The organism is Streptomyces glaucescens (assembly GCF_000761215.1).
In the GTDB taxonomy this organism is placed as follows: domain Bacteria; phylum Actinomycetota; class Actinomycetes; order Streptomycetales; family Streptomycetaceae; genus Streptomyces; species Streptomyces glaucescens_B.
Window position 1 is genome coordinate 4,917,243 of the sequence record NZ_CP009438.1, and the last position, 13,931, is coordinate 4,931,173.

A 13,931-nucleotide genomic window follows, 5' to 3' on the forward strand; every position below is an offset into this window, starting at 1 on the left:
CAGGGGGTGCCCCCAGGGACGTGCACGGCGCCTGCCGCCCGAGCGCGGCACGGGGCAAGAAAGGCCGCGCGGGTACGGCAGGCCACCGGGTGCAGGGTGACGCGGGCTACTCCGTGCGCAGCCCGTCCGGGCGCATCAGCCGGAGGAGCGGCGGCAGGCTGAGCAGGGTGACGGCGAGGACCACGGCCGCGCCCATGCCGGTCATCGTCAGCACGCTCGCCCAGTCCACGCGGACCGCGGTGTCCGTCATCTTCAGCAGCACCGTGCCCAGGGTCAGCCCCACCGCGCAGGCCAGGGCGAGACCGAGCGCGACCGGGACCGCCGTCTGCCAGAGCACCGACAGGCTCAGCGTGCGGCGCCGGGTGCCGAAGGCGATCAGCGAGGACAGCAGCTTGCGGCGTTCGCGCAGTTGCTCCAGCTGGGAGACGAGCAGACTCGCCCCGATCAGCAGCAGCACACAGGTGGCGCCGACGAAGAGGCCGGTGCGGACGGCGGTGAACCGGCCGCTCTGCTTGCTGGACACCCACGTCATGGGTTCGACGAACGGGTCGATGTCCGCGGCGGTGTTGCGCACGTGCTCGCGGGCGTCCGGCACGGACTCGTCCAGCCGCAGGTAGAGCTGGCCGGGCACGGCCGTCGCCGCCGCGCGGGGCAGGGCGCTCGGAGTGAGCAGGACGCCGCCGCGCCGGGTGCCGGTGGGGTCGGTGACGGAGCGGGCCCGCTTGACGTCCTCCGGCACCGTCCAGGCGACCGGCTTCGACTCGTCGCCGCCGGGGGAGGCGTCGAAGTAGAGCGTGCCGCCCGGCCGGGCCAGCGCGGGCCCCTCGGTGTCGTACTCGGCGCCCTCCAGCACGAACACGTCGCCGTCCCGGCAGGAGGGCAGCGCGGCCAGCTCCCGCAGGGAGCCGCAGTCGCCGACGGCGACCTGCGTGAACCGGTCCGGGTCCTCGGGCCGGTTGTCGAGCATGCCCTCCGAGAAGCCGTACACCTGCCGTACGCCCTCGGTCGCCTCCAGGCGGGCGCGGGCCGCGTCGAGCGAGAGGCCCGCCGGGACGCCGACCTGCATCTGGGCGCGGGTGAGGTCCTGGCCGGTGCTCTGCGTGTAGTCCTCGTCGACGCCCGCGAAGAGCATCTGGAGCGCGATCGCCCCGGCCACCGCGACGGCGATGCCGTTGACCATGCGGGCCGCGGTGCCGCTGCTGAGCTGGAGCCGGCGTACGGCGAGCTGCCAGGACACCGCGCCCGCGCCGAGCCGGGCGACGACCGCCTCGACGATCCACGGCAGCAGCGCGGTCACGCCGACGAGGAGCAGCAGGACGCCGCCGGTGACGAGGTACTGGTTGAACTCGCCCTCGTCCCGGCCGTTGCCGACCATCGGGTACAGCATCGCGAGGCCGGCGAACGGCAGCAGCAGCCGCCACCACAGCCGGCGCCGCGCGGGCCGCGCGGTGCGCACCACGCCGAGGGGTTCGATCACCACGCCGCGCAGCGCGAACTGGGTGACCAGCACGGCGGCGACCGGCACCGCGACGGCGACCAGCAGCGCCAGCAGCGGCGAGGGGTTGAGGTAGCTCGGGAACGCGCTGAACCCGAACACCTCCACCGATCCCGCCCACTGGCGGCCGACCAGGAAGAACCCGGTGCCGAAGACCAGTCCGAGCAACGCCCCGGCCATCGCCTCGCCCGCGGCCACCCGCCGGGTCATCCGGCTGTCGGAGCCGACCAGCCGCAGCGCCGCGAGCCGCCGGTCGCGGCGCTCGCCGCCGAACCGCACGGCGGTGGCGACGAAGACGCCGACCGGCATCAGCAGCACCACGAAGACGACCAGGACCAGCAGGAGCAGCACCGGGTCCATCCGCTCCGTCGACGGCAGCGGATCACCGAACCGTTCGAGCCGGGAGACTCCGTCGTCGAGCCGGGCGGCGAGTCCTTCGCCGCCGCGGTAGAAGGCGAGTTCCTGGGAGCCGACCAGGCCGCTCTCGCCGATGGTGCCGACGATCCGCTGCGGCAGCCGGTCGCGCAGCAGCTTCCCCTCGTCCGACTCCAGCAGCCGCTTCAGCGCCGGGGAGACCACCATCTCGTCCACGCCGGGAAGCTCGTCGACGCCGGGCGGTACGGGGGCGTGCGGGCCCTCGGGCTCCAGCACCCGCCCCCGTACGTCCTGCTCGCGGAAGGTCGTGCCGGCGTTGGCGACGAGCAGGGTGTCGTCGCCCTTCTGCGGCTCCGTCTGGTTGAACATGAGGTCCGAGCGGGCGCTCTCCCGGTCGTGGCGCACCGCCAGCGCGTTCGGGATCGCGGTCGTGAGCAGCAGCAGCGCCACCCCGAGCCCGACGCCGACGGCGGTCAGCAGGGTGCGTGTCCATCCCTCCCGCCCTCCGGCGAACGCGAACCGGAACCCCAGGCCCAGGTCCCTGGACCACTGCCGCGCGCTCATACGACGCGCTCCATGTCCCGCGACCTGCCGTCCCGTACGACGATCTCGCGGTCGGAGTAGGCGGCGACGCGGGCCTCGTGGGTGACGAGCACCACGGCGGCGTTGGTGGACCGGGCCGCGTCCGTCAGCAGCTCCATGACGCGTTCGCCGTTGAGCGAGTCGAGGGCGCCGGTCGGCTCGTCGGCGAACAGCACCCGGGGGCCGGTGACCAGGGCCCGCGCCACGGCGACCCGCTGGCCCTGGCCGCCGGAGACCTCGCCGGGCCGCTTGCCCGCGATGTCGTCGACCTCCAGGCGGGCCATCCACTCGCGGGCGGTGCGCTCGGCGGCCTTGCGGGGCGCGCCGTTGAGCCGCAGCGGCAGCGCCACGTTCTCCACGCAGCTCAGCTCCGGCACCAGCTGCCCGAACTGGAAGACGAACCCGAACTCGCTGCGCCGCAGCGCGCTGCGTCCGGCGTCGCTCATGGTCGCCATCTCCCGGCCGGCGTAGCGGATCGATCCGGCGTCGGGGGTGACGATCCCGGCGAGGCAGTGCAGCAGGGTCGACTTGCCGGACCCGGAGGGGCCCATGACGGCGACGACCTCGCCCGGGTGGATGGAGAACTCGGCGCCGTCGAGCGCCGTCGTCGGCCCGTACGTCTTGCGCAGCCCCTCGGCCACGAGCAGGGCACCGGCGGGGGCGCTCATGCGGTCACCACCGTCTGGGCGAGCTTGTCGAGGCGGGCGGCGGTGAGTTCCAGCCAGCGCAGGTCGGCCTCCAGGTGGAACAGGGCGTGGTCGCAGATCAGCTGGTCGGCGAGGTCGCCCTTGCGCTTGCGGTCGGTGAGGATCCGCATCATGCGCAGGTGCTCGGCGCGCTGGGTGTCGAGGATCCCGGCGGCGTCGCGCCGGGTGAGCAGGGCGAGGACGACCTTGGTGTAGAGGGTCGACTGGAGGTACGGCTCGGGCTTCTCCGGGGTGGCGAGCCACTGGGCGACGTCGGTGATCCCGGCGTCGGTGATCGCGTACCGCTTGCGTTCGGGCCCGCCGCCGGGCTCGATGCCGTCGACCTCGACGAGCCCGTTCTTCAGCAGGCGGGACATCGTCGAGTAGACCTGCCCGTAGTGGAGGGGCCGGTCCTGGCCGAACTTCGCGTCGAAGGCCCGCTTGAGGTCGTAGCCGTGGCGCGGGCCGGACTCCAGGAGGCCGAGAAGGGTGTGACCGATGGACATGGCGCCACTCTACACACCATGTATACGTCGCGTGTATACGTCCCGGGTATACGCGCCGTGTCCAGTTGTCCCGTGCCCGGCGCGACCAGCCGTCCCGCGCCCGGCGCCTCAGCTGCCCTGGTCGCCCGCGGGCCCCCGTGGCGGGCGGCCCCGGCGCGGGATCGGCCTCGCCTCCCCGGGCAGCCGGCCGGCCTCGGCCAGCGCCCGGCGCAGCAGGAACTCGATCTGCGCGTTGGCCGAGCGCAGCTCGTCGCCGGCCCAGCGGGCCAGTGCCTCGTACACCAGCGGGTCGAGCCGCAGCAGCACCTGCTTGCGCTGCTGCTGCGGCCGCCGCCGGGGAGCGGGTCCCTCGGGAGAGTCCGTCACTGGTAGAGCGTCCCGGTGTTGAGGACCGGCTGCGCGGAGCGGTCCCCGCACAGCACCACCATCAGGTTGGACACCATCGCCGCCTTCCGTTCGGAGTCCAGTTCCACGATGTCCCGCTCGGCGATCCGGTCCAGGGCCGCCTCCACCATGCCGACCGCGCCGTCCACGATCTGCCGCCGCGCCGCGACCACCGCGCCGGCCTGCTGCCGCTGGAGCATCGCGGAGGCGATCTCCGGCGCGTAGGCGAGGTGGGTGAAGCGGGACTCGATGATCTGCACACCGGCCGCCTCCACGCGCGCGTGCAGCTCGACGGCCAGCTTCTCGGTGATCTCCTCGGCGTTGCCGCGCAGCGAGAGGGCGTCCTCGTCGTGGGCGTCGTACGGGTACTCGATGGCGATGTGCCGGACGGCCGCCTCGGTCTGGGTGGAGACGAACTCTATGTAGTCGTCCACCTCGAAGGTGGCCTGCGCGGTGTCCTCGACCTTCCAGACCACGACCGCGGCCAGCTCGATCGGGTTGCCGTAGGCGTCGTTGACCTTCAGGACGGCCGTCTCGTGGTTGCGCACCCGCGTCGAGATCTTCGTCCGGGACGTGAGCGGGTTCACCCAGCGCAGTCCGTCCTGCCGGATCGTGCCGCGGTACCGCCCGAAGAGCTGCACGACCCGGGCCTCGCCGGGCGCCACCATGTTCAGCCCGCACATCGCGACGAACGCCGCGAGGCCGACCAGGATGCCGCCGGCGATCAGCGCCGCCTTGACGCCGGTCGCGGTGACGGCGGTGGCGGCGACCACCATCGCGACACCTGCCAGCAGTCCGAGCAGCCCCAGGAGCAGGGCGAGCCCGCCGCCGATGCTGTGCGCGGTGAACTCCCGGACCCGGGGTTCGGGCATCTCGGGCAGGTCGGCGGTGGCCGCGGCGTCGTGTGCGGACATGGGTGGTCCCCCGTTCTCGTACTGCCTAGCACTCGTCTAGCTAACTGATATCACTTTACCCCGGCGCGGCAACCCTGAACCCCTCTCGGGCGTCGGTTCCGGTGGGACGGGTGCTGATTGTCACGTCCGTAAAAGACCGGATCGAACCGACTTGGTCACATAGAGCGGTGTTAGCTTTCAGAGCTGACCTGAGCCATGCGCACTTGTGTGACAACCGAGAACGAAGCGGAGCAGACGGACTCATGGGACGAGCGGAAGAGAGACGAGCGCGACAGCGCGGTGGCCACCGCGCGGCGCCCCGGCGCCGCCGTTCGTCGGGCGCGGCCGGCAAGAGCGGCATACGCCGGCTGTTCACCTGGAAGAAGATCCTCGGCACGTTCCTCGGAGTGTGCCTGCTCGGGATCGGCGCCTTCGTCGTGCTGTACCTGGTGATCGACATACCCAAGGGCAACGCCCTCGCCAAGGAGCAGGGCAACGTCTACCGGTACAGCGACGGCACCACCCTCGCCCGCAAGGGCCTCAACCGCGAGGTCGTCGACCTCGCCGAGGTGCCCAAGCCCGTCCAGAAGGCGTTCGTCGCCGCCGAGAACAAGTCCTTCTACAGCGACTCCGGCGTCGACCTGAAGGGCACCGCCCGCGGCGTCCTCAACACCCTCTCCGGCAAGGGCAAGCAGGGCGGCTCGACCATCACCCAGCAGTACGTCAAGAACTACTACCTCACCCAGGAACAGACGGTCAGCCGCAAGCTCAAGGAGCTGATCATCTCCCTGAAGGTGGACCGCCGGATGTCGAAGGACGACATCCTCGCGGGCTACATGAACACCAGCTTCTACGGCCGCGACGCCTACGGCATCCAGGCCGCCGCCCAGTCCTACTACCGCGTCGACGCCGAGGACCTCACCATCGAACAGGGCGCCTACCTCGCCGCCCTGCTCCAGGCCCCCAACTCCTACGACTGGTCGATCGCCTCCCCGACCGGCAAGAAGCTGGTCCGCGAGCGCTGGGACTACGTCCTGGACAACATGGTCGAGGAGGGCTGGCTCGACGCCGGCAAGCGCGCCGGCATGACGTTCCCGGTTCCGAAGGAGCCCAAGGCCGCACCCGGCATGGAAGGCCAGAACGGCTACATCGTCGAGGAGGCCAACCGGGAACTCGCCCGGCAGCTCGTCGCACAGGGCGCCGCCGCCGACATGGAGGAGGCGCTCACCAAGATCAAGCGCGGCGGCTGGACCATCACGGTCAACATCGACAGCAAGAAGCAGAAGCAGCTGGAGAAGGCCGTCGCGGAACAGCTCACCGGCAGGCTCGACCCCAAGCGGCGGACGGTCGACGCGGACGTCCAGGCGGGCGCCGCCTCCGTCGACCCGAGGACCGGCAAGGTCCTCGCCATGTACGGCGGCGCGGACTACGTCGAGCACTACACGAACAACGCCACCCGCGACGACTACCAGCCCGCCTCCACCTTCAAGCCGATGATCCTGGCCGCCGCCCTGGAGGAGGGCGCCACCACCCAGGACGGCACCCCCATCAGGGCCAACACCCTCTACGACGGAGACAGCGAACGCCCCGTCGTGGACAACGGCGTCCGGGTCGGCTTCGCCCCGGAGAACGAGGACCACGCCGACTACGGCGACATCACCGTGCAGCAGGCGATGAACAAGTCCGTCAACTCCGTCTTCGCGCAGATGGGCGTGGACGTCGGCATGCAGAAGGTGCTGGACACCGCCGGCCGGCTCGGCATGGACACCGAGGGCCTGGAGGCGGTCCCCGCCCAGACCCTCGGCTCGATGGGCGCCAGCCCGCTGGAGATGGCCGGCGCCTACGCCACCCTCGCCAACCACGGCAAGAAGGTCACCCCGACCCTGCTGGCCTCCGCCGAGCACAAGGACACCACCGTCGAGCTGCCCGACCCGGTCGGCGAGCAGGTCATCAGCCGGGAGGCCGCCGACACGGTCACCTCGGTGCTGACCGGCGTGGTCGACGACGGCACCGCCCGCAGGTCGGTCCGCGACAACCCGATGCGCGACGGCCAGCAGGTCGCGGGCAAGACCGGTACGTCCGACGACAACAAGTCGGCCTGGTTCACCGGCTACACCCCCACCCTGGTCACCTCCGTCGGCCTGTTCGGCGAGGACGACAAGCCCCCGCACCGCCAGGTCCCGATGTACAACGCGCTCGGCGAGGACCGCATCAACGGCGGTGGCTTCCCCGCGCAGATCTGGGCCCAGTACACCTTCGGCGCGATGGGCAAGGTCACCGAGTTCGACCTGGAGACCGCCCAGGGCGCGGCGGTGGAGCCGACCTGGACCCCGTCGCAGACGCCGTCGCAGACCCCGAGCCGCACCCCGTCGCAGACCCCCAGCCGGACCCCGTCGCAGACGCCGTCGCAGACCCCGAGCCGGACCCCGTCGCAGACCCCCAGCCAGACGCCGTCGCAGACCCCGTCGCAGACGCCGACCACCACTCCGCCGGTGACCACGACTCCACCGCCGGACGGCGGCGGCATCCCGGACAACCCGTTCGACCCGGTGCAGGACGAGTAGGCACGCCCCGGCTCGCACGCGTGCGCGCGGGCACCCGCGCGCACCAGCCACGAGCCGCACCCGCCGGACGACCGTCGTCGGTACGGCGGGTGCGCGCCTATATCCGGTTCAGCTCGAACCAGACGACCTTCCCGGTGCTGAGCCGGGTGGCCCCCCACCGCCGGGCCATCCGGTTCACCAGGTACAGCCCGCGCCCGCCCTCGTCGGTGGCCCGGGCCTGCCGCAGCCGCGGCAGCTGCGGCACATCGTCACCGACCTCGCACCGCAGCACGTCGGTCCGCAGCAGCCGCAGGGTGATCGGCCGCGAGGCGTACCGCACCGCGTTGGTGACGACCTCGCTGACCAGCAGCTCCACCGAGTCGGTCAGCTCCTCCAGGCCCCACCGGGCGAGCGCGCGCCGGGCCAGCCGCCGCGCCCGGCCGGGAGCGGCGTCCTCCGGCTCCAGGAACCAGTACGCCACGTCACTCGGCGCGATCCCGTCGAACCGGGCGGCGAGCAGCGCGATGTCGTCGTCGCGGTCGCCGGGCCCGAGCATGTCCAGCACCTCGTCGCACAGCGCCTCCAGCGGCGGCGGATGGTCCGGCCCGGTCAGCTGCGCGGTCGCGGCCAGCTTCTCGCGCAGCTGCTCTATCCCGGTCCACACGTCCCGCAACCGGGACTCGACCAGGCCGTCCGTGTACAACAGCAGGGTCGCCCCGGCGGGCGCGTCCAGCTCCACGGCCTCGAAGTCCACCCCGCCGACCCCGATCGGCGCGCCCGCGGGCACCCGCAGCACCTCGGCCCGCCCGCCCAGATGCAGCAGCACGGGCGGCGGGTGGCCGGCGTTGGCGATGGTGATGCGGTGCGACACCGGGTCGTAGACCGCGTACAGGCAGGTCGCCATGCGGTCGGTGCCCAGCCGCTGGGCCTGCTCGTCGAGGTGGTGCAGCACCTCCTGCGGCGGCAGGTCGAGGCCGGCGAGGGTCTGCGCCGTGGTCCGCAGCTGGCCCATGATCGCGGCGGACGTCATGGAGTGGCCCATGACGTCCCCCACCACGAGCGCCACCCGGCTGCCCGGCAGCGGGATCGCGTCGTACCAGTCACCGCCCACCCGCGCGGTCTCCGCGGCGGGGAGGTAGCGGGAGGCCAGCCGCACACCGGTCGGCTGCGGCAGCGTCTCCGGCAGCATCGTGCGCTGCAGCTCGTCCGCGATGTACGCCTCACGCCCGTACAGCACCGCCTTGTCGATGCCGAGCGCGCTGTGCGTGGCGAGCTGGGCGGCGACCAGGAGGTCGTCGGCCTCGAAGGCGATCCGCTCCGGACGGCGCAGGAAGACCGCCGCGCCGATCACCCGGCGCCGGCCGCGCAGCGGCGCCAGGATGGCCCGCTGGCCGCCGGGAACGAGCGACTCGCCGTCCTCGCCCAGGAGTTCGGGCAGGGCGGCGCGGGCGGCGGGCGCGTCGGCGAAGACCGGGCGGACGCCGCGCAGCACCTCGTTGAGGGCGCCGCCGGGCCGCACCTCGCACAGTTCAGCGGTGAGCGCGGACAGTTCGGACGGCTCGGGATGGAAGACGGGCAGGAAGCCGCCGTCCGTGTCCCGTTCCTCCGGGATCCGGTCGGTGCGGCGCAGCCGCAGCACCACCGGGCCGATGGGCCGCTCGTCGCCGACCGGCAGCGGGTCGCGCAGATAGACCAGGATCGCGTCGGAGAACGTCGGCACGGTCGCCCGGCACAGCCCCATCACGATCTCGTCCAGGTCGATGCCGCGGGCGATCCGCCGGGTCGCGGCGCCCACGAAGCGCAGCCGGTCGCCGTCCCGGCGCATGGGCGTGGGCCGGCCGGGCGGCAGGCCCTGGCCGCTGCGGCGCTCCTGCTCCAGACCCGGCTGGGCCGGGATGCCCTCCGCGGCGGGACGCGGCCGGTGGTCCCCCGCGCCCGGTTTCGCCCGGACGGGAGGCGCCTCCAGGTGCTCTGCGGCGGCCGGCTGGGAGTGCTCGGGGCCGGTGCCGCCGGGACCGGGCGGCACCGGCGGGCCCGCGGGAGCCTCGCCCGTGCCACGGGCCTGCGCCTGGGGTAACCCGGAGCCGCCGGGCGTGCTGCGCTGCTGCCCCGGCGTACGCAGGAGCGCCCCGCGGGGATCCACGGGGGCGGCGCCCGCCTGGGGGCGCTCGAAGGATGTCGGCTGCTCCGTCACGCGTGTCGAATCCATCCGTCCGGGGCTGCGCGCCGCGCGTACCGCGTGCGCCGTTGCAGTTCGTCCCGCAGGAAGGCCGATACCCCGAATACGTGCCCGGGGAACGGATTTCCCGCGTGGTCGAAGGTTGTTCCTGTGCCACTCACGGACCGGTCGCGGCCCGCACGGGTGCTGCGCTCGTACCCCTCGCTCACGTCCTGCCGCCCCTCGGTGACATGTGGTCAGGCCCGTCGCGCGCCCCGGGAGTTGCCGCCGCGCGCCCTTGCGGAGGACGATCCTACGTTTCTTGCCCGGGGGCGCATCAAGGGTCTCATGACGACAGGTGCGCGGGCGTGCGGTCCCAGTCGTCCGGCAGGACGGGGACGGACCAGGACGGATCCGGGCGCCAGTGCTGCCAGCCGTCCGGGAACGGCGGGCCCCAGGCACGGATCACCTCCACCGCGTCCCGTCCCGCCGCCCGCACCCGCTCGGCGAGCCCGGCGTCGACCAGGCCGTCCCGCTGTGCCTGGGCGAACTCGTCCTCGTCCCGCCAGTGCCAACTGCGGTCCGGGTGCACGGAGATGTCCAGGAAGTGGTCCTCGGAGTCGACCCCGCCCGCCCAGCGGGTCAGCGGCTCCTCCAGATTGACGTACCAGTTCTTGAACCGCCAGCCCGGCTCCCAGAACAGCCACACCGACCACGGCTCACCGGGCCGGGCCAGCTTCAGCACCCCGGTGCCGAACCAGTGGTCGCGCTGCACCGCGCGCGGCTTGGTGTAACGGGTCTCCAGCGGCTCCAGGTGCACCGGGGTGCCGTCGGCGAGCACCGGCTTCACGCACTCGGTGCCGGGCGCCAGCCACACGGCCAGCAGTTCCTCGTCGTCACGGACGACGGTGACGGGACGCACGATGTGGAAGCGGTCGCCGGCGTTCTCCCGGTACCGCCACAGGATCTGGCTGCCCGGCGCCCAGAAGGCCGTCGCCCCGCCCGCTTCCACTTCCGTCACCGTTCCGTCGTCTGCCATGGACAGATATTAGGTGTCACCGGCATACGACGCTGCGGTGCGCGTCACGGTTCACACGCGCCCCGGGCGCACGTCACGGACGGGTCATCCGCAGCACGTCCAGTGCCTCGTCGAGCTGCTCCACGGTCAGCGCGCCCCGCTCGACGTACCCGTTCTCCAGCACGACCTGACGGATCGTCTTGCGCTCCGCGAGCGCCTTCTTGGCGACCTTGGCGGCCTCCTCGTACCCGATGTACTTGTTCAGCGGCGTGACCACCGAGGGTGACGACTCGGCGTACTCGCGGGCGCGTTCGCGGTGCGCGACGATCCCGTCCACGGTCCGGTCGGCGAGCAGCCGCGACACGTTGGCCAGCAGCCGGACCGACTCCAGCACGTTCTTCGCGATGACCGGCAGCATCACGTTCAGCTCGAAGTTGCCGGCCGCGCCCGCGGCGGCGATCGTCGCGTCGTTCCCCATGACCTGCGCGGCGACCATCAGCGTGGCCTCGGGGACGACCGGGTTGACCTTGCCGGGCATGATCGAGGAGCCCGGCTGGAGGTCGGGCAGCGAGATCTCGGCGAGCCCGGTGCGCGGCCCGGACGCCATCCAGCGCAGATCGTTGGCGATCTTCGTCAGGGACACGGCGATGGTCCGCAGCTGCCCGCTGGTCTCCACGATCCCGTCCCGGGCGCCCTGCGCCTCGAAGTGGTCGCGTGCCTCGGTGAGCGGGAGTCCGGTCGCCCGGGCCACCTCCTCGATGACGGCGGCGGAGAAGCCGGGCGGCGTGTTGATGCCGGTGCCGACGGCCGTCCCGCCGAGCGGCAGTTCGGCCAGCCGGGGGAGCGAGGCCTGGAGGCGTTCGATCCCGTACCGCACCTGGGCGGCGTACCCCGCGAACTCCTGGCCCAGCGTCACCGGCGTGGCGTCCATGAGATGCGTCCGCCCGGACTTCACGACGTCCGCGAACTCCTCGGCCTTGCGGGAGAGCGAGGCGGCCAGGTGCTCCAGGGCGGGGACCAGATCACGGGTGACGGCGGCGGTGGCGGCGATGTGGATGGAGGACGGGAAGACGTCGTTGGACGACTGCGAGGCGTTGACGTGGTCGTTCGGGTGGACGGGCCGGCCCAGCCGCTCGCTCGCCAGCGTCGCGATCACCTCGTTGGCGTTCATGTTGGACGAGGTGCCCGACCCCGTCTGGAACACGTCCACCGGGAAGTGCTCGTCCCACCGCCCCTCGGCGACCTCCTCCGCGGCCTCCTGGACGGCCCGCGCGATCTCCTGGTCCACGACCCCCAGCCGGGCGTTCACCTTCGCCGCGGCGGCCTTGATCCGCGCCAGCGCCTCGATGTGCGCCCGCTCGATGCGCTGCCCGGAGATCGGGAAGTTCTCCACCGCCCGCTGCGTCTGTGCCCGCCACTTCGCGTCCGCGGGGACCCGGACCTCGCCCATGGAGTCGTGCTCGATGCGGTATTCGCTCATACCGGCTATAGCGATCGGGAGCGGCGTGATGTTCCGGGGGGCGGCGCTCCGCCCCCCGGAGGGGCTGGTCAGCCGAGGCCCGGACCCCGCACCGGGATGTGCGTGAAGGTCGGCTCGGGTGCCGGGTTCTGGAAGAAGTCGTTGCCCTTGTCGTCGACGACGATGAAGGCCGGGAAGTCCTCGACCTCGATCTTCCAGACCGCCTCCATCCCCAGCTCCTCGTACTCGACGACCTCCACCTTCTTGATGCAGTCCTGGGCGAGACGGGCCGCGGGGCCGCCGATGGAGCCGAGGTAGAACCCGCCGTGCGCGGCGCACGCGTCGGTGACCTGCTTGCTCCGGTTGCCCTTCGCCAGCATCACCTTCGAGCCGCCCGCCGCCTGGAACTGCTCGACGTAGGAGTCCATCCGCCCGGCCGTGGTGGGGCCGAAGGAGCCGGACGCGTAGCCCTCGGGCGTCTTGGCCGGGCCGGCGTAGTACACCGGGTGGTCCTTCAGGTACTGCGGCATCTCCTCGCCCGCGTCCAGCCGCTCCTTGATCTTCGCGTGCGCGATGTCCCGCGCCACGACCAGCGGGCCGGACAGCGACAGCCGGGTCTTGACCGGGTACTTCGTCAGCTCGGCCAGGATGTCGTCCATCGGCTGGTTGAGGTCGATCTTGACGACGTCACCCTCCGACTCCAGCTGCTCGTCCGTGGTCTCCGGCAGGAACCGCGCCGGGTCGGTCTCCAGCTGCTCCAGGAAGACGCCCTCGGCGGTGATCTTCGCGACGGCCTGCCGGTCGGCCGAGCAGGACACGGCGATGGCGACGGGGCAGGACGCGCCGTGCCGCGGCAGCCGCACCACGCGCACGTCGTGGCAGAAGTACTTGCCGCCGAACTGCGCGCCGATGCCGATCTTCTGCGTCAGCTCGAAGACCTTCTCCTCCAGCTCCTTGTCCCGGAAGCCGTGGCCGAGCGGCGAGCCCTCGGCGGGGATCTCGTCCAGGTAGTGCGCGGAGGCGTACTTCGCCGTCTTCAGCGCGTACTCGGCGCTCGTGCCGCCGACGACGATCGCCAGGTGGTACGGCGGGCAGGCGGCCGTACCGAGAGAGCGGATCTTCTCCTCCAGGAACTTCATCATGGAGGCCTCGTTCAGGACCGCCTTGGTCTCCTGGTAGAGGAACGACTTGTTGGCGGAGCCGCCGCCCTTGGCCATGAACAGGAACTTGTAGGCGCCGCCGTCCGTGGCGTACAGCTCGATCTGCGCCGGCAGGTTGGAGCCGGTGTTCCGCTCCTCCCACATGGTGAGCGGAGCCATCTGCGAGTACCGCAGGTTGAGCCTGGTGTAGGCGTCGTAGATGCCCCGGGACAGCGCCTCCTCGTCGCGGCCCTCGGTCAGCACGTTCTGCCCGCGCTTGCCCATGACGATCGCCGTGCCGGTGTCCTGGCACATCGGCAGCACGCCCGCCGCGGCGATGTTGGCGTTCTTCAGCAGGTCCAGCGCCACGAACTTGTCGTTGGAGCTCGCCTCCGGGTCGTCGATGATCCGGCGGAGCTGGGCCAGGTGGGCCGGGCGCAGGTAGTGCTGGATGTCGTGGATCGCCTCCTCCGCCAGCTTCCGCAGCGCCTCCGGCTCCACCTTCAGGAACGTCCGCCCGTCCGGCCCCTCGACCGTGGACACGCCCTCGGAGGTCACCAGCCGGTACGGGGTGGTGTCCTCTCCCATGGGGAGCAGATCGGTGTACGCGAACTCAGGCATCTCGCCCATTCCTCACTCACGACAGACAGCGGCTGGCCTCCATTGGCAGCGTCCACCAGCGTAGGACCTGCC

Annotated in this window: 10 protein-coding genes; 1 reads left to right on the plus strand and 9 read right to left on the minus strand. The window is 72.1% G+C overall.

Annotated features, from left to right (window positions below):
- Positions 1–106: 106 nt before the first annotated feature.
- The 5 genes from SGLAU_RS21420 to SGLAU_RS21440 form a co-directional block, all read right to left on the minus strand.
- The gene (locus SGLAU_RS21420) at positions 107–2,434 is read right to left on the minus strand and encodes an ABC transporter permease (protein WP_043503779.1); all 2,328 of its coding nucleotides are present in this window, start codon (positions 2,432–2,434) and stop codon (positions 107–109) included.
- Positions 2,431–3,120, minus strand: a complete 690-nt coding sequence (locus tag SGLAU_RS21425) for an ABC transporter ATP-binding protein (protein WP_043503780.1) — start codon at positions 3,118–3,120, stop codon at positions 2,431–2,433. Before SGLAU_RS21425 ends, SGLAU_RS21420 begins: the two co-directional genes overlap by 4 nt.
- A complete protein-coding gene (locus SGLAU_RS21430; RefSeq protein WP_043503782.1) occupies positions 3,117–3,644 on the minus strand; it encodes a PadR family transcriptional regulator in 528 nt (175 codons plus the stop codon). The genes SGLAU_RS21425 and SGLAU_RS21430 overlap by 4 nt, the downstream gene beginning before the upstream one ends.
- 108 nt (positions 3,645–3,752) lie before the next feature.
- Complete coding sequence (locus SGLAU_RS21435; RefSeq protein WP_043503785.1) at positions 3,753–4,010, minus strand: hypothetical protein; 258 nt, start codon at positions 4,008–4,010, stop codon at positions 3,753–3,755.
- Positions 4,007–4,942 carry an SPFH domain-containing protein gene (locus tag SGLAU_RS21440; protein ID WP_043503786.1) on the minus strand — a complete coding sequence of 312 codons (936 nt, stop codon included), beginning with the start codon at positions 4,940–4,942 and terminating at the stop codon, positions 4,007–4,009. The genes SGLAU_RS21435 and SGLAU_RS21440 overlap by 4 nt, the downstream gene beginning before the upstream one ends.
- Positions 4,943–5,184: 242 nt before the next feature.
- Here SGLAU_RS21440 and SGLAU_RS21445 point away from each other — a divergent pair, with 242 nt between their 5' ends.
- Entirely contained in the window at positions 5,185–7,485 is a 2,301-nt protein-coding gene (locus SGLAU_RS21445) for a transglycosylase domain-containing protein (protein ID WP_043503788.1), read from the plus strand.
- 97 nt (positions 7,486–7,582) lie between these two features.
- On the opposite strand, the gene SGLAU_RS21450 is transcribed toward SGLAU_RS21445, so the two are convergent.
- The 4 genes from SGLAU_RS21450 to SGLAU_RS21465 form a co-directional block, all read right to left on the minus strand.
- Positions 7,583–9,673 carry an ATP-binding SpoIIE family protein phosphatase gene (locus tag SGLAU_RS21450; protein WP_208868929.1) on the minus strand — a complete coding sequence of 697 codons (2,091 nt, stop codon included), beginning with the start codon at positions 9,671–9,673 and terminating at the stop codon, positions 7,583–7,585.
- 295 nt (positions 9,674–9,968) lie between these two features.
- Positions 9,969–10,661 carry a DUF402 domain-containing protein gene (locus SGLAU_RS21455; protein ID WP_208868930.1) on the minus strand — a complete coding sequence of 231 codons (693 nt, stop codon included), beginning with the start codon at positions 10,659–10,661 and terminating at the stop codon, positions 9,969–9,971.
- Between the two features lie 73 nt (positions 10,662–10,734).
- Entirely contained in the window at positions 10,735–12,120 is a 1,386-nt protein-coding gene (locus SGLAU_RS21460) for a class II fumarate hydratase (protein WP_043503793.1), read from the minus strand.
- A 68-nt stretch (positions 12,121–12,188) separates the two neighbouring features.
- Complete coding sequence (locus SGLAU_RS21465) at positions 12,189–13,868, minus strand: fumarate hydratase (RefSeq protein ID WP_099052843.1); 1,680 nt, start codon at positions 13,866–13,868, stop codon at positions 12,189–12,191.
- Between the last annotated feature and the right edge of the window lie 63 nt (positions 13,869–13,931).